This window comes from Pantoea sp. SOD02 (assembly GCF_024707505.1).
Lineage (GTDB): Bacteria > Pseudomonadota > Gammaproteobacteria > Enterobacterales > Enterobacteriaceae > Pantoea > Pantoea symbiotica.
Genome location: NZ_CP102604.1, coordinates 747,709 through 764,282 on the forward strand (window position 1 = coordinate 747,709; position 16,574 = coordinate 764,282).

Consider the following 16,574-nt stretch of genomic DNA (forward strand, 5'->3'; position numbering starts at 1 on the left):
ATGGCGGCTTGCTTATTTCTGTTCGTGGCGCTTAAACACCAGCTCATTATCTTTGCTTTCTGCTGAGTCAAAGAAATACCCATCCACATCGAACTTCTTCAGCTGCGCTGACTTGGTCAGGCGGTTCTGAATCACATAGCGGCTCATCAAACCGCGCGCTTTCTTGGCGTAGAAGCTGATGACTTTAAACTTGCCATTCTTCTCATCGAGGAACACTGGCTTGATCAACTCGGCGTTGAGCTTCTTCGGTTTGATGGCTTTGAAATACTCATCGGATGCCAGATTGATCAGCACATCGTCACCTTGCTCAGCAATCGCTTCGTTTAACTTCTCGGTCAGTAAATCGCCCCAGAAGCCGTAGAGATCTTTAGCGGCTGGATTCGCCAGCTTAATGCCCATCTCCAGGCGATAAGGCTGCATCAAATCGAGCGGACGCAGCAGACCATATAATCCGGATAACATGCGCAGATGCTGCTGGGCAAAGTCGAAATCGCCGTCGCTAAAGGTTTCGGCCTGCAAACCGGTATACACATCGCCTTTGAACGCCAGAATTGCCTGACGCGCGTTCTCCAGCGAGAAGGGCGGCTGCCATTGGTTAAAACGATCGGCATTCAGGTGCGCCAGCTTGTCGCTGATGCCCATCAGTGAGCTGATCTGTGACGGTGAAAGATCGCGCGCAACGTCAATTAATTGGTGTGATTTTTCTAACAGCGCCGGTTGGGTAAAACGTTGTGTCGCCAGCGGGCTTTCATAGTCCAGTGTCTTCGCTGGCGAGATAACCATCAGCATCGTGTACGTCCTCTTTGACCCGCAGGTTTATCAGGGAATTGAAGGGAAAAATGTCGCAAGGAGTGTAGCAAAAAAGCGGCATGGATCGGCAAATCGCTCCCATTTGTTAGCGCTATCGTAAAGGGCACTTCGTGGTGTTGCGCCGTCACTTGTGCGTGATATTATCGCAACAGCCTTTTACACCCTGACAGTCAACCTAAGAGAAAGAGAACCATGACGGACAAACTTACTTCCTTGCGTCAGCTGACTACTGTGGTCGCCGACACCGGTGATATCGCGGCAATGAAGCTTTACCAGCCGCAAGATGCGACCACCAACCCTTCTTTGATTCTCAACGCCGCTCAAATCCCTGAATACCGCAAACTGATTGACGAAGCCATTACCTGGGCGCGTCAGCAAAGCAGCAACAAAGAAGAACAACTGGCGCTGGTATCTGACAAGCTGGCCGTCAACATTGGTCTGGAAATTCTCAAACTGATCCCAGGTCGCATCTCGACTGAAGTGGATGCGCGTCTCTCCTACGACACTGAAGCGAGCATCGCTAAAGCGCGTAGCCTGATCAAATTGTACAACGATGCTGGCATTAGCAATGACCGTATCCTGATCAAACTGGCGTCAACCTGGCAGGGTATCCGTGCTGCTGAGCAGCTGGAAAAAGAAGGCATCAACTGTAACCTGACGCTGCTGTTCTCCTTCGCGCAGGCGCGTGCGTGTGCCGAAGCCGGCGTGTTCCTGATCTCTCCATTCGTTGGCCGTATCCTCGACTGGTACAAGCAGAACACCGATAAAAAAGAGTACGCAGCACACGAAGATCCAGGCGTGGTGTCTGTGGCTGAAATCTACAACTACTACAAGCAACACGGCTATGAAACCGTGGTGATGGGCGCGAGCTTCCGTAACGTTGGCGAAATCATTGAGCTGGCGGGCTGCGATCGTCTGACCATCTCTCCGGGCCTGCTGAAAGAGCTGGCTGAGAGCGAAGGTACCGTTGAGCGTAAACTGAGCTACACCGGCGAAGTGAAAGCGCGTCCAGCGAAGATGACCGAAGCTGAGTTCTTCTGGCAGCACAACCAGGATCCAATGGCGGTTACCAAACTGGCTGAAGGTATCCGCAACTTTGCCATCGATCAGGGCAAACTTGAGAAGATGATCGCCGAACTGCTGTAAGGTGACAGGCCGTGGCGGCGACAGGCTGCCACGGTTTTACGTTTTTCCCCCGCTTCCTGTATTATCCTTTTACTTCCCACGTCATTTGCTGCCTTGCAGCCAACCACAGCGATAACTCTATGGATACTTTACGAATTGGATTAATTTCCGTTTCCGATCGTGCTGCTAACGGCATCTATCAGGATCAGGGCATTCCGGCGTTAGAGAGCTGGCTCGCCGCCGCGCTGGCTACGCCGTTTGAAATCGAAACGCGTTTAGTGCCGGATGAACAACCCATGATTGAGCAGGCGATCTGCGAGCTGGTCGATGAGCTGTTCTGTAACCTGGTGCTCACCACTGGCGGTACCGGACCGGCGCGACGTGATGTGACGCCGGATGCCACGCTGGCGGTCGCCGACCGTGAAATGCCGGGCTTCGGCGAGCAGATGCGCCAAATCAGCCTGCAATTTGTGCCGACCGCCATTTTGTCGCGTCAGGTTGGCGTGATTCGCAAGCAGTCGTTGATCCTTAATCTGCCGGGCCAGCCGAAATCCATTAAAGAGACGCTGGAAGGGTTGAAAGCGGAAGATGGAACAGTAAAAGTGCCAGGGATTTTTGCAGCTGTACCTTATTGTTTACAGCTGCTGGAAGGGCCCTATGTGGAAACACATGCCGATGTGGTAGCAGCTTTTCGCCCGAAAAGCGCCCGTCGTGAGACAAATGACTAAAAATCGGCATTTTCAGGCATAAAATCCAGCGGCACTGGTGTGGCAAAATATTGACGGTATAGTAATCCAATCTTTACATAAGTTGTTTTGCCTCTGGATACCGCTGGATTATGGATACGCACGCAACGCGTCGACTCAATGGACAGGATTACAAAACCCTGTCGCTGGCCGCCCTTGGTGGGGCGCTGGAATTCTACGACTTCATTATCTTCGTCTTCTTTGCCGCTGTGATCGGAGAGCTGTTCTTCCCGCCTGACATCCCTGAATGGCTGCGTCAGGTGCAGACCTTCGCCATCTTTGCTGCCGGTTATCTGGCGCGTCCGTTGGGCGGCATCATCATGGCGCACTTTGGTGACAAAGTAGGGCGTAAGAAGATGTTCAGCCTCAGTATTCTGCTGATGGCGCTGCCGACGTTAGCAATGGGTGCATTGCCCACTTATGCCAGCATCGGCATCGCTGCGCCGTTGTTGATGCTGCTGATGCGCGTGCTGCAAGGCGCGGCTATTGGCGGTGAAGTGCCAGGCGCGTGGGTGTTTGTCGCCGAACATGTGCCCGAAAAACGCATCGGTTTTGCCTGCGGCACGCTGACGGCGGGCTTAACCGCTGGCATTCTGCTCGGTTCGCTGGTGGCAACGGTGCTGAACACCACGCTATCGCCTGCTGCGATTCGCGATCACGGCTGGCGCATTCCTTTCTTCCTCGGCGGGGTGTTTGGCCTGCTGGCGATGTATCTACGTCGCTGGCTGCATGAAACGCCGGTGTTCCAGCAGATGCAGCAGCGCAAAGCGCTGGCAGAAAAAATGCCGCTGCAAACCATTCTCGCCAGTCATAAGCGCGGCATTGTGATTTCGATGCTGCTCACCTGGCTGCTGTCAGCCTGCATCGTGGTGGTGATTTTGATGGCGCCAACGCTGATGCAGAAACAGCACGGCATTCCTGCAGCGCTCAGTCTGCAAGCCAACAGCTTCGCCACCATTATGCTGCTGCTGGGTTGCGTTATCGCCGGATGGTTGGTGGATCGCTTTGGTGCGGCGCGATCGCTGATGGTCGGCTCATTATTGCTGGCGATCGGCAGCTGGAACTTCTTCCATCAACTGGGCAGCACGCCGGAAATGCTGTTTGTCTGGTATGGCTTAGCGGGCCTGAGCGTTGGCGTGGTAGGCGTGGTGCCGTTTGTGATGGTGCGCGCGTTCCCAGCTGCGGTGCGCTTTACCGGCATCTCGTTCTCTTACAATGTTGCTTACGCGATTTTTGGTGGCCTGACGCCAATTAGCGTGACGCTGATGATGAGCCTGACGCCAATGGCACCGGCCTGGTATGTGCTGGCGCTGGCGGTGATTGGCTTTATGGTGGGCATTTGGCTGTGGCGCTATAGCCGTCAGCAGCATGCGCAGTTGGATATGTCGCTGCACTCGTCATAAGGCAAAAAGCGGAGCCAAACAGCTCCGCTTTTTCTTTTCTTACTCGCCAATCGGCAATACCGTGCGGCCAAATTTTTCGTTCAGCACTTCGCCCATCGCCAGATAGAACGCGCTCGATCCGCAAATAATGCCAATCCAGCCAGCAAAGCGCAGTAGCCCCGCGTTATCGGTCAGATGGCCGATGGCCAGCAGCGCAAACAGCAGCGTCAGACTGGCGAAGATGAACTGCAGCATTTTCGGCGACTTCAGCGTGCCGAAGAACAAAAACGCGGTGAACACACCCCACAGCGCGAGATAGGCGCCAAGGAAGTGGCCGTCGGCTGCCTCTGCCAGTCCAAGTTTCGGCAGCAGCAGAATCGCCACCAACGTTAACCAGAAGCTGCCGTAAGAGGTAAAGGCGGTCAGCCCGAAGGTGTTGCCTTTCTTATACTCCAGCAGCCCGGCAAAAATTTGCGCGATGCCGCCGTAGAAAATACCCATCGCCAGGATGATCACATCCATCGCAAACAGGCCAGTGTTGTGTAAGTTGAGCAGGATGGTGGTCATACCGAATCCCATCAGGCCCAACGGGGCGGGATTCGCCAGCGTGGTATTGCTCATAATTCCTCAGAAGCAGCGTTGAAGATGTTGTTAGTGTTTTACCCCCGCGCAAACCGCTGGTGGCGCGAGGCGCTGCATAATAAGCGGCCTCTTTTTGGCCAACTTTGATCTGAATCGACCAGAGAATGAAATTTTTTTTAGTTTTAACCCTTGATGCGCATCGAACCGGCCCCATTTACTTGTCATCGAGCGTTGTGAGGCAGCAAAAAAAGCCTGCTTCAGCAGTTGAAAGTGGTCAGTTTGACCGCATCTCTGTTTCACAACCCTAATTGGCAAAGAATTTAAGTGGGAGATGTTTAGATGGGTAAGATTATTGGTATTGACTTGGGTACAACCAACTCATGTGTTGCAGTTATGGATGGTGGTAAAGCACGCGTGCTGGAAAACGCCGAAGGCGACCGCACCACGCCGTCGATTATTGCGTATGCACAGGATGGCGAAACTCTGGTTGGTTCACCGGCTAAACGTCAGTCTGTGACCAACCCGCAGAATACCCTGTTTGCGATTAAGCGCCTGATTGGCCGTCGCTTCCAGGACGAAGAAGTACAGCGTGATATTAAAATCATGCCTTACAAAATCATCGGCGCGGATAACGGCGACGCATGGATTGATGTGAAGGGCCAGAAAATGGCACCGCCGCAGATCTCTGCTGAAGTGCTGAAAAAGATGAAGAAAACCGCGGAAGATTTCCTCGGTGAAGCTGTAACTGAAGCGGTTATTACCGTTCCAGCTTACTTCAACGATGCGCAGCGTCAGGCGACCAAAGACGCCGGCCGTATCGCAGGTCTGGAAGTAAAACGTATCATCAACGAACCAACCGCAGCAGCACTGGCTTACGGTCTGGATAAAGGTCAGGGCAACCGCACCATCGCGGTATACGACCTGGGCGGCGGTACTTTCGATATCTCAATCATTGAGATCGATGAAGTTGATGGCGAGAAAACCTTCGAAGTTCTGGCAACTAACGGTGATACCCACCTGGGTGGTGAAGACTTCGATAGCCGTCTGATTAACTATCTGGTGGCTGAATTTAAGAAAGATCAGGGCATAGATCTGCACAACGATCCGCTGGCAATGCAGCGTCTGAAAGAAGCGGCAGAGAAAGCCAAAATCGAGCTCTCTTCAGCGCAGCAGACCGACGTTAACCTGCCGTACATCACGGCGGATGCGACCGGTCCTAAGCACCTGAACATCAAAGTAACGCGTGCGAAGCTGGAATCTCTGGTTGAAGATTTGGTATCTCGCTCAATCGAGCCGCTGAAAGTGGCTCTGCAGGATGCGGGTCTGTCTGGTTCAGACATCAACGACGTGATCCTGGTAGGCGGTCAAACGCGTATGCCAATGGTTCAGGCCAAAGTGACTGAGTTCTTCGGCAAAGAGCCACGTAAAGACGTGAACCCGGATGAAGCGGTAGCCGTTGGTGCTGCGGTTCAGGGTGGCGTGTTGGCGGGTGAAGTGAAAGATGTTCTGCTGCTGGACGTTACCCCGCTGTCGCTGGGTATCGAAACCATGGGCGGCGTGATGACTTCGCTGATCAGCAAGAACACCACCATCCCAACCAAGCACAGCCAGGTGTTCTCGACTGCTGAAGATAACCAGTCTGCCGTGACCATTCACGTGCTGCAGGGTGAGCGTAAGCGTTCAGGCGATAACAAATCACTGGGCCAGTTCAACCTCGACGGTATTCAGTCTGCACCGCGCGGCATGCCGCAGATCGAAGTGACCTTCGATATCGATGCGGATGGTATCCTGCACGTGTCGGCGAAAGACAAAAACAGCGGTAAAGAGCAGAAGATCACCATCAAGGCGTCTTCTGGTCTGAACGAAGAAGAGATCGAAAAAATGGTGCGTGACGCGGAAGCGAACGCCGAGTCTGACCGTAAGTTCGAAGAGCTGGTTCAGACCCGTAACCAGGGCGATCAGATTTCGCACAGCACCCGTAAGCAGCTGGACGAAGCGGGCGACAAACTGTCTGCTGAAGATAAAGCACCAATCGAAGCGGCGTTGACCGAGCTGAACACCGCGCTGAAAGGCGAAGACAAAGCAGACATCGAAGCCAAAATGCAGGCATTGATGGAAGTGTCCAGCAAACTGATGGAGCTGGCACAGCAGCAAGGTCAGGCAGCTGATGCAGGCGATGCAACTGCACAGAAAGATGACGATGTTGTCGACGCTGAGTTCGAAGAAGTTAAAGACAAAAAATAATTGCCCCTGACCGGGCGCGACGGCTGGCCTGACAGCCGTTGAAACCAGCACGGGCGTAGGAGATCTCTCCACGCCCGTGCGATCATGTTAAGGGCAGAACAAATATGGCTAAGAGTGATTTATACGAGATCTTAGGCGTCTCTAAATCCGCAGATGAGCGTGAAATCAAAAAGGCTTATAAGCGCCTGGCGATGAAATACCATCCGGACCGTAATCCGGACAATAAAGAAGCCGAAGCGAAGTTTAAAGAAATTAAGGAAGCCTACGAAATTCTGACCGACGCACAGAAGCGTGCGGCCTACGACCAATATGGTCATGCAGCCTTTGAACAAGGTGGCATGGGCGGTGGTGGCGGCTTCGGCGGCGGCGGTGCTGACTTCAGCGATATCTTTGGCGACGTCTTTGGCGATATTTTTGGTGGTGGCCGCCGTCAGCGTGCCTCACGTGGCGCCGATTTACGCTACAACATGGAGCTAACGCTGGAAGAAGCGGTACGCGGCGTGACCAAAGAGATCCGCATTCCAACTCTGGAAGAGTGCGATGTCTGCCACGGCAGCGGCGCGAAAGCGGGAACCAAACCGCAGACCTGTCATACCTGTCATGGTGCTGGTCAGGTGCAGATGCGTCAGGGCTTCTTCACCGTGCAGCAGGCGTGTCCGACCTGTCATGGTCGCGGTTCAGTGATTAAAGATCCGTGCAATGCTTGCCATGGTCACGGTCGCGTTGAGCGCAGTAAAACCCTGTCGGTGAAAATTCCTGCAGGCGTGGATACCGGCGATCGCATTCGTCTGACCGGCGAAGGTGAAGCGGGCGAACACGGCGCACCAGCGGGCGATCTGTACGTTCAGGTTTCGGTGAAAAAACACCCGATCTTCGAGCGTGAAGATAACAATCTGTACTGCGAAGTGCCGATTAACTTCGCGATGGCAGCATTGGGCGGCGAGATTGAAGTGCCGACGCTTGATGGCCGCGTGAACCTGAAAGTGCCTTCTGAAACGCAAACCGGCAAGCTGTTCCGCATGCGCGGTAAAGGCGTGAAATCGGTGCGTGGCGGTGCGGTAGGTGATTTGCTGTGTCGTGTAGTGGTGGAAACGCCAGTCAGCCTCAACGACAAACAGAAAGCGCTGCTGCGTGAACTGGAAGAGAGTTTTGGTGGCCCAAGCGGCGAGAAAAATAGCCCGCGCTCCAAAAGCTTCCTCGACGGTGTGAAGAAGTTCTTTGACGATTTAACGCGTTAATCCCGTCTTAGATGTATAAAAAGCGGAGAGGAAACTTTCCGCTTTTTTTATATTCATTATTAATGATATTAAAATCCGTTAAACTCATCTTAATAATCATTAAAGATGTGTGAAATCTATTTATTGGTTTTACTTTCAAATTCAAGGCTTGAATACTACTTCAATCTATATATCTAAATTGATCTCTCGGCGGTCATACGTGCATTTATTTGCAATGGCGGCATCAGGGATGCTTGTGAATATTAAGTTAATTGATTGGAGTAATCATGTTTTATATACGGGAAGTTTTCATTCTCATGTCGTTGTTGCCTTTAACTGCCGCTGCGCATGTTAAATGGTTTGTCGATTACAACACCGAGAATCGCCCAGCTTCACTATTGAATATGCTGCAGTCTATGGAGTTTATGGGGCTGCTGGCCCTTGCAACGATTGTTATATTTCTAACCTCGGTGCTGGATCGTAAACTGGCATCGCCAGTTGATGTACCCGAATGGCAACCAAAATTAACGCTGCTGGAGAATTGCGTGCCGGCCATAATGCGTTATGGTACTTCAGCATTCTTTTTAACGCTGACGCTAAGCTTTCCACATATTATTCTGACGCCAGAATTAGTGGTTGAAAATCCGGCGATGCGTTATGTACATGCGCTAATTGCTCTGACCGCTTTTCACCGTCGTACAAGTTTAATTGCTGGTGTTGGTATCTTATTCCTTTACAGCTACGCCACCCAATTATACGGCACCTTCCATATGCTGGATTATCTGGTGTTTATTGGCACCGGTGTCTATCTGATCATGCAAACCTTAGGCGGCGATAAAGTACGTGGCCTAACCATTGAATTAGTACGTTTTACGCTGGCATATTCATTCTTGTGGGGTGCAATTGAAAAATTCATGCAACCCGATCTCTTTTACCATCTGTTAGAAGAGCATAGTTATCTGGCGATGGGCATGGACTGGGAATTCTTCGTCCGTGCGGCAGGCTTTGTGGAGTTTTGCTGTGCCTGGCATATCTTTAGTGGTCGTGCAGCGGGTTATGCTGGTATTGGCTTGATGGCGTTCTTTGTCATCGCCGCCGTTATTCCGTTCGGTATGATCGATTTCATTGGCCATTTCTTATTTATCATTCCATTGATTGCCGTCCTGTTCACGCCGCGCAAGGTGCCACTCTGCCGCACCGCATGCGGTACCACATTAGCGTTTCTGGTGGCGCTTGCCCTGTATTTGCTGGTGGCTTATGCCGCTTGGTATATGCTTTATTTTTACCTGCATTTGGACTTATTCCATTAAGAGGTGATTATGCATCGGTATTACCGAGCAATTAACGAGACATAAGCTGCTTTTAACGAGGTGTCTGAATCGCTACACTTCTCAGCCTAAATGTCTCTACTCAGGAGGAGTTGTGAACAAATCCCGTTCTATTCGAAGCTTGCTGAAAAGTTTTATCGCCAGTGACGCCAGTAACGGCATGGTGCTGATTCTGGCGGCCGTTGCGGCGATGATTTTGGCGAACAGCGCAGAAACCGCTCAAGGTTATCAATCGTTTCTTGCTGAGCCGGTGCAGATTCGCTTTGGCGCATTAGACATCAGTAAAAACCTGCTGCTGTGGATTAACGATGCCATGATGGCGCTGTTTTTCCTAGTGATTGGTTTGGAAGTGAAACGCGAGCTGATTACTGGCGAGCTCGCCAGTCGCGATCGCGCCATTTTCCCGGTCATCGCGGCAATTGGCGGTATGGTGGTGCCAGGACTTATTTTCCTGTTCTTCAACCACGGCGATCCTATTGCGCGTAACGGCTGGGCGATTCCAACCGCCACCGATATTGCTTTCGCTTTGGGCGTGTTGGCGCTGCTGGGCAGTCGCGTACCGACTGCGCTGAAAGTGTTCCTGATGGCGCTGGCGATTATTGATGATCTTGGCGCTATTGTGATCATCGCGCTGTTCTATACCAGCGATCTTTCGGTGTTGTCATTGAGTGTTGCCGCCGGTGCGATTGTGCTGCTGGCGATTCTTAATCGCTGCGGCGTGCGTAACATTGCCATCTATATGTTGGTCGGTATTGTGCTGTGGACGGCGGTGCTCAAGTCTGGCGTCCACGCAACGTTGGCGGGCGTGATTGTTGGCTTCTTCGTGCCGCTGGAAGAGAAGAACGGCCATTCTCCGGCCGAGCATCTGGCGCATGGTTTGATGCCGTGGGTCAACTGGCTGATTCTGCCGCTGTTCGCTTTCGCTAACGCCGGTATTTCGCTGACCGGTATTACCTTTATGGATGCGCTGTCGCCAGAGCCGCTGGGCATCATTCTTGGCTTGCTGATTGGTAAACCGTTGGGCATCACGTTGTTCTGCTGGCTGGCAGTCAAGTGGCGGCTGGCGGTGCTACCGGGAGGTACCACCATACGCGATATCATGGCGATTGGTGTGCTATGCGGTATCGGCTTCACTATGTCGATTTTTATTAGTTCGCTGGCGTTTGATGCCGCCCACGAGCAACTGGTGACCTTCTCCAAACTGGGGATTCTCAGTGGCTCGCTGCTTTCGGCGGTCATTGGCTACACGCTGCTACGAATTAAACTGCGTTAAGAGAGGAAGGAGGCGAAAGCCTCCTTTTTTTGCCGATGAATCAGCTCAATTTTAATCATCTCTACTATTTCTGGCAGGTGTGTAAAACCGGCTCGGTGGTGCGTGCGGCGGATGTGCTGTGCCTGGCGCCACAGACGGTTACCGGCCAGATTAAATCGCTGGAAGAGCAACTCGGCGGCGTGCTGTTTCGCCGTCAGGGACGCGGTTTGGTGCCCAATGAGCTTGGGCAACTGGTGTTCCGCTATGCCGATCGCATGTTCATGCTGAGTCATGAGATGCTCGATATCGTTAACTACCGCAAAGAGTCGCATCTGCTGTTTGATGTGGGCGTGGCGGATGCGCTGTCAAAGCAGTTGGTGAGTAAGGTGCTGGAGGCGGCGGTGGTGGCTGAAGAGCGAATTCATCTGCGCTGCTTTGAGTCAACGCACGAGATGCTGCTCGAACAGCTAAGCCAGCACAAGCTGGATATGATTCTCTCCGATTGCCCAATTGATTCCACTCAGCAGGAAGGGCTGTTTTCGGTCAAGCTAGGCGAATGTCCGATCAGCTTCTGGTGCAACACGCCGTTACCGACTTTGCCGTTTCCCGCCTGCCTAGAAGAGCGTCGCTTGCTGATTCCGGGTCGTCGCTCGATGCTGGGCCGCAAACTGCTGAACTGGATCCACAGCCAGAGCATGCAGGTGGAGATTCTGGGTGAGTTTGATGATGCGGCATTAATGAAGGCATTTGGTGCGCTGAACAACGCGATATTTGTGGCTCCCACACTGTATGGCGACGAGATTTACCGTGATGATGCTATTAAAGAGATTGGGCGTTTGGATGCGGTGATGGAGGAGTATCACGTGATCTTTGCTGAGCGGATGATTCAGCATCCGGCGGTACAGCGGATCTGCCATCGCGACTTCAGTGCGCTGTTTTCCACTGAATTGCAGGCATAAAAAAACCGGCTAAGCGCCGGTTCTTTTTTACAAAGCGATTAACAGACGGGCGATTAAGCCAGTTTGTTGATCTGAGCAGTCAGGTTTGCTTTATGACGTGCAGCTTTGTTTTTGTGGATCAGACCTTTAGCAGCCTGACGGTCCACGAGTGGTTGCATTTCGTTGAATGCGTTCTGCGCAGCAGCTTTGTCGCCTGTTGCGATAGCCGCGTATACTTTCTTAATGAAAGTACGCATCATTGAACGGTTGCTTGCGTTATGCTTGCGACGTTTCTCAGATGTTACGGCGCGTTTCTTAGCTGATTTGATATTAGCCAAGGTCCAACTCCCAAATGTGATCTATATGGACAAATCAAAGGCCGAGGACTATGCCTTTTGCGCCTTCTTATGTCAATGGATTTGTGCAAATAAGCGTCGTTTTAAAAACAACACTCGATTACGTAATTGATGGCGCAGGATTCTACCAGCAACGCGGCGTTGAATACAGTATTTCGCAGCAAAAATCTTCAGATCCTTGCTAAGCAACTGGCTACGCGTGGAATAAGCCGCGCCAGAAGCAGGAAAGGCACGTATACGGGTTAACCTAAACGCCATTCAAGGGTATAATCCGCCGATTTCCACCGGTTTGAGTCAGCCATGAAGTTTATCCGCGGTATTTATAATCTGAAAGAGCAGCATCGCGGCTGCGTCCTGACCATTGGTAATTTCGACGGCGTACATCGCGGCCACCAGGCTTTGATGGCTGAATTAATTGCTGAAGGACGAAAACGCAATCTGCCGGTGGTGGTGATGGTCTTTGAGCCACAACCGCTTGAGCTGTTTGCCGGCGATAAAGCCCCGGCGCGCCTTACGCGTTTGCGTGAAAAGCTGAAGTACCTCGAACAAGCGGGCGTTGATGCCGTACTTTGCGTACGTTTTGATCGTCGCTTCGCTGCGCATTCGGCGCAGAGTTTTATTTCCGAATTGCTGGTGGACAAGCTGAACGTCAAGTTCCTGGCCGTCGGTGATGATTTCCGCTTCGGCGCTGGTCGCCAGGGGGATTTCCTGTTATTACAGAAAGCCGGTGCGGAGTATGGCTTTGAAGTCATCAGCACCCAAACCTATTGCGATAGCGGCAAGCGCATCAGCAGTACCGCCGTTCGTCAGGCGCTGGCGCAGGATGATTTTGCGCAAGCCGAAGCGCTGCTGGGCCATCCGTTCAGCATCTCAGGTCGCGTAGTGCACGGTGATGCACTTGGGCGCACCATCGGTTTCCCAACGGCTAATCTCCCTTTGCGTCGCACCGTTACGCCGGTTAAAGGCGTATTTGCGGTAGAAGTGTTGGGCCTCGGCGATCAGCCGCTGCCCGGCGTGGCCAATATTGGTACGCGCCCAACGGTAAAAGGTTTACGTCAGCAGCTTGAAGTTCACCTGCTCGACACAAATATGAATCTCTATGGGCGTCACATTGAAGTGGTGCTGAAACAGAAGATTCGCGATGAACAGCGTTTCGCTTCGCTGGACGCGCTGAAAGAACAAATTGCGAAAGATGTGGTGACGGCCCGCCAATTCTTTGGGCTAAAAACACCGGTTTAATGACCGAAATACGGAATCGAGAATCTGATGAGTGACTATAAATCTACCCTGAATTTGCCGGAAACGGGGTTCCCGATGCGTGGCGATCTGGCCAAGCGCGAACCGGGAATGCTGCAACGTTGGTATGATGACAACCTGTACGGCATCATCCGCGAAGCCAAGAAAGGGAAAAAAACCTTTATTTTGCATGATGGCCCTCCATATGCGAACGGCAGCATTCATATTGGTCACTCAGTTAACAAGATTCTGAAAGACATTATCGTCAAGTCGAAAGGCATGGCGGGCTTTGACTCGCCGTACGTTCCCGGTTGGGACTGCCACGGTTTGCCGATTGAGCACAAAGTTGAGCAGATGATTGGTAAGCCGGGCGAGAAAGTCAGCGCGGCTGAATTCCGTGCCGCTTGCCGCCAATACGCGGCGGAGCAGGTTGAAGGTCAGAAAAATGACTTCATCCGTCTCGGCGTGCTGGGTGACTGGGATCGTCCTTACCTGACGATGAACTTCCAGACCGAAGCCAACATCATTCGTGCGCTGGGTAAAATCATCGGCAACGGCCATCTGCACAAAGGCGCTAAGCCGGTGCACTGGTGCATGGATTGCCGCTCGGCACTGGCTGAAGCGGAAGTGGAGTATTACGACAAAACCTCGCCATCTATCGACGTGATGTTCAATGCCGTTGATGCCGATGCAGTGCGCGCGAAGTTTGGCGTCGCCGCTTCAGAAGGCCCGGTTTCACTGGTGATCTGGACCACCACGCCGTGGACTATGCCAGCCAACCGCGGTATTTCGCTGCATCCGGAATTTGAATATCAGCTGCTGCAGATTGAAGGTCGTAGCCTGATTCTCGCCAAAGAGATGGTTGAGAGCGTGATGAAGCGCGCCGGCATCAGTGACTGGAAAGTACTGGGCGAATGCAACGGTGCGGCGCTTGAGCTGCAACTGTTCCAGCATCCGTTCCTTGAGCAGATCCAATCGAAAGTGGTTCTGGGTGAGCACGTGACGCTGGAAGCCGGTACCGGTGCGGTACATACCGCGCCAGGCCACGGCCCGGATGACTATGTTATCGGTCAGAAATACGGCCTGGAAACCGCTAATCCGGTGGGTCCGGATGGCGCGTATCTGCCAGGCACCTACCCAACGCTGGATGGCGTAAACGTCTTCAAAGCCAACGACATGATCGTTGAGCTGCTGAAAGAGAAGGGTGCGCTGCTGCACGTTGAGAAACTGCTGCACAGCTACCCGCACTGCTGGCGTCACAAAACGCCGATCATCTTCCGTGCCACGCCACAATGGTTCATCAGCATGGATCAGAAAGGGCTGCGTGCACAGTCGCTGAAAGAGATCAAAGGCGTGCAGTGGATCCCGGATTGGGGCCAGGCGCGTATCGAAGCGATGGTGGCGAACCGTCCGGACTGGTGTATCTCACGTCAGCGTACGTGGGGCGTGCCGATGGCGCTGTTCGTGCATAAAGAGAGCGAGCAGCTGCATCCGGATACGCTGGAGCTGATGGAGAAAGTCGCCAAGCTGGTTGAGCAGGACGGTATTCAGGCGTGGTGGGATCTCGACCCGCGCGATCTGATGGGCGATGACGCTGACCACTACGTTAAAGTGCCAGACACCTTAGACGTGTGGTTCGACTCCGGATCAACAAGCTACGCGGTAGTGGATGCGCGTCCGGAATTCGGTGGCCATACGCCGGATATGTATCTTGAAGGTTCGGATCAGCATCGCGGCTGGTTCATGTCTTCTCTGATGATCTCCACAGCGATGAAAGGCAAAGCGCCTTATCGTCAGGTACTGACGCACGGTTTCACCGTGGATGGTCAGGGCCGCAAGATGTCTAAATCGATCGGCAACACCGTGGCGCCACAGGATGTGATGGATAAGCTGGGCGCGGATATTCTGCGTCTGTGGGTCGCCTCTACCGATTACTCCGGTGAGATGGCGGTCTCCGACGAAATCCTCAAGCGTGCCGCAGACAGCTATCGTCGTATCCGTAACACCGCGCGTTTCCTGCTGGCTAACCTTGCTGGCTTCAATCCGGCGACCGATTGCGTCAAGCCGGAAGAGATGGTGGTGGTGGATCGCTGGGCGGTTGGCCGTGCGCTGGCAGCGCAGCAGGATATCGTGCACTCCTACGAAAACTACGATTTCCACGAAGTGGTGCAGCGTCTGATGCACTTCTGCTCTATCGAAATGGGCTCGTTCTATCTCGATGTGATCAAAGATCGTCAGTACACCGCGAAAGGCGACAGCCTGGCGCGTCGCAGCTGCCAAACCGCGCTGTGGCATATCGTTGAAGCGCTGGTGCGCTGGATGGCACCAATCATGTCCTTCACCGCAGACGAAATCTGGGGCTACCTGCCGGGCGAGCGCGCGAAATACGTGTTCACCGAAGAGTGGTATCAGGATCTGTTTGGTCTGGCGGATAACGAAGCGCTGAACGACGCCTATTGGGATGATCTGCTGAAAGTGCGCGGTGAAGTGAACAAGGTCATCGAGCAAGCGCGTAGCGATAAACGCATCGGTGGCGCGCTGGAAGCCACGGTCACGCTGTATGCGGATGCCGAGCTGGCCGCCAAGCTGCAGGCGTTGGGTGATGAGCTGCGTTTCGTGCTGTTAACTTCAGGCGCAACCGTGGCGGATTACGCCACTGCCAGCGATGAAGCGCAGCAGAGCGAACTGTTCAAAGGTCTGAAAATCGCGCTGCACAAAGCAGAAGGCGAGAAATGTCCGCGCTGCTGGCATTACACTACTGACGTTGGCCAGAATCCTGAGCACGCTGCGGTATGTGGCCGTTGCTACACTAACGTGTCCGGAAACGGCGAGCAGCGGAAATTTGCCTGATGAGTAAAGCTATTTCTTCGACCGGTTTGCGCTGGCTTTGGCTGGTGCTGGTTGTGATCGCCATCGATTTTGGCAGCAAAATGTGGGTCATGGATAACATGATGCTGCATGAAACGCAGCCGCTGATGCCGTTCCTGAATCTGTTCTATGCGCATAACTATGGCGCGGCGTTCAGCTTCCTGGCCGACAAAGGCGGCTGGCAGCGTTGGTTCTTTGCCGGCATCGCCATTGCTATCGTCGTGGCGCTGTTGGTGATGATGTATCGCAATGCTGCCAGCAACAAATTAACCAATATTGCTTACGCGCTGATTATCGGCGGGGCGTTGGGTAACCTGTTTGACCGTTCGTATCACGGCTTTGTGGTCGATTTTATCGACTTCTATGTCGGAGACTGGCACTTCGCGACCTTCAACATCGCCGACTGTGCCATCTGTATCGGCGCGGCGCTGGTGGTGCTGGAAGGTTTTCTCAGCCCGAACGGCAAACCGGCAAAAGATAAAGGGTAAAA

The 16,574-nt window shown here is 53.1% G+C and carries 14 protein-coding genes; 11 read left to right on the forward strand and 3 right to left on the reverse strand.

All coding sequences use genetic code 11. From position 1 onward, the window contains the following. Positions 1 to 12 precede the first annotated feature (12 nt). Positions 13 to 789, reverse strand: a complete 777-nt coding sequence (gene yaaA / locus NR302_RS03410) for a peroxide stress protein YaaA (RefSeq protein ID WP_258144576.1) — start codon at positions 787 to 789, stop codon at positions 13 to 15. 213 nt (positions 790 to 1,002) lie between these two features. Between yaaA and tal the strand changes: the two genes are divergently transcribed. From tal to NR302_RS03425, 3 genes are all read left to right on the forward strand, one after another. Continuing rightward, on the forward strand, positions 1,003 to 1,956 hold the full coding sequence (gene tal / locus NR302_RS03415; RefSeq protein WP_061718163.1) for a transaldolase: 954 nt from the start codon (positions 1,003 to 1,005) through the stop codon (positions 1,954 to 1,956). A gap of 119 nt (positions 1,957 to 2,075) precedes the next feature. Further along, positions 2,076 to 2,663, forward strand: a complete 588-nt coding sequence (gene mog, locus NR302_RS03420) for a molybdopterin adenylyltransferase (protein WP_154154282.1) — start codon at positions 2,076 to 2,078, stop codon at positions 2,661 to 2,663. Positions 2,664 to 2,773: 110 nt separating this feature from the next. Continuing rightward, complete coding sequence (locus NR302_RS03425) at positions 2,774 to 4,084, forward strand: MFS transporter (protein ID WP_258144577.1); 1,311 nt, start codon at positions 2,774 to 2,776, stop codon at positions 4,082 to 4,084. A gap of 39 nt (positions 4,085 to 4,123) precedes the next feature. Here NR302_RS03425 and satP read toward each other — a convergent pair whose 3' ends face one another. Further along, positions 4,124 to 4,684 (reverse strand): acetate uptake transporter, encoded by a 561-nt coding sequence (satP, locus tag NR302_RS03430; RefSeq protein ID WP_008108667.1) that lies wholly within the window; start codon positions 4,682 to 4,684, stop codon positions 4,124 to 4,126. A gap of 300 nt (positions 4,685 to 4,984) precedes the next feature. Between satP and dnaK the strand changes: the two genes are divergently transcribed. From dnaK to nhaR, 5 genes are all read left to right on the forward strand, one after another. Continuing rightward, positions 4,985 to 6,889: a molecular chaperone DnaK gene (dnaK, locus tag NR302_RS03435; protein ID WP_258144578.1), complete on the forward strand. Its 1,905-nt coding sequence runs from the start codon at positions 4,985 to 4,987 to the stop codon at positions 6,887 to 6,889. Between the two features lie 104 nt (positions 6,890 to 6,993). Continuing rightward, positions 6,994 to 8,127 (forward strand): molecular chaperone DnaJ, encoded by a 1,134-nt coding sequence (gene dnaJ / locus NR302_RS03440; protein ID WP_008108664.1) that lies wholly within the window; start codon positions 6,994 to 6,996, stop codon positions 8,125 to 8,127. Positions 8,128 to 8,393: 266 nt separating this feature from the next. Beyond that, complete coding sequence (locus NR302_RS03445; protein ID WP_258144579.1) at positions 8,394 to 9,416, forward strand: hypothetical protein; 1,023 nt, start codon at positions 8,394 to 8,396, stop codon at positions 9,414 to 9,416. A gap of 112 nt (positions 9,417 to 9,528) precedes the next feature. Beyond that, positions 9,529 to 10,707 carry a Na+/H+ antiporter NhaA gene (nhaA, locus tag NR302_RS03450; protein WP_008108662.1) on the forward strand — a complete coding sequence of 393 codons (1,179 nt, stop codon included), beginning with the start codon at positions 9,529 to 9,531 and terminating at the stop codon, positions 10,705 to 10,707. Positions 10,708 to 10,742: 35 nt separating this feature from the next. After that, the gene (gene nhaR, locus NR302_RS03455; RefSeq protein ID WP_258144580.1) at positions 10,743 to 11,645 is read left to right on the forward strand and encodes a transcriptional activator NhaR; all 903 of its coding nucleotides are present in this window, start codon (positions 10,743 to 10,745) and stop codon (positions 11,643 to 11,645) included. A 53-nt stretch (positions 11,646 to 11,698) separates the two neighbouring features. On the opposite strand, the gene rpsT is transcribed toward nhaR, so the two are convergent. Further along, on the reverse strand, positions 11,699 to 11,962 hold the full coding sequence (rpsT, locus tag NR302_RS03460) for a 30S ribosomal protein S20 (RefSeq protein WP_036619798.1): 264 nt from the start codon (positions 11,960 to 11,962) through the stop codon (positions 11,699 to 11,701). Positions 11,963 to 12,280: 318 nt separating this feature from the next. Between rpsT and ribF the strand changes: the two genes are divergently transcribed. Genes ribF through lspA form a run of 3 tightly spaced genes read left to right on the forward strand, consistent with a single transcriptional unit; the run spans position 12,281 to position 16,572 of the window. Next, the gene (gene ribF / locus NR302_RS03465) at positions 12,281 to 13,219 is read left to right on the forward strand and encodes a bifunctional riboflavin kinase/FAD synthetase (protein WP_061718149.1); all 939 of its coding nucleotides are present in this window, start codon (positions 12,281 to 12,283) and stop codon (positions 13,217 to 13,219) included. A 27-nt stretch (positions 13,220 to 13,246) separates the two neighbouring features. Further along, entirely contained in the window at positions 13,247 to 16,066 is a 2,820-nt protein-coding gene (gene ileS, locus NR302_RS03470; RefSeq protein WP_008108658.1) for an isoleucine--tRNA ligase, read from the forward strand. Continuing rightward, positions 16,066 to 16,572: a signal peptidase II gene (lspA, locus tag NR302_RS03475; protein WP_008108657.1), complete on the forward strand. Its 507-nt coding sequence runs from the start codon at positions 16,066 to 16,068 to the stop codon at positions 16,570 to 16,572. Before ileS ends, lspA begins: the two co-directional genes overlap by 1 nt. Positions 16,573 to 16,574: the final 2 nt, after the last annotated feature.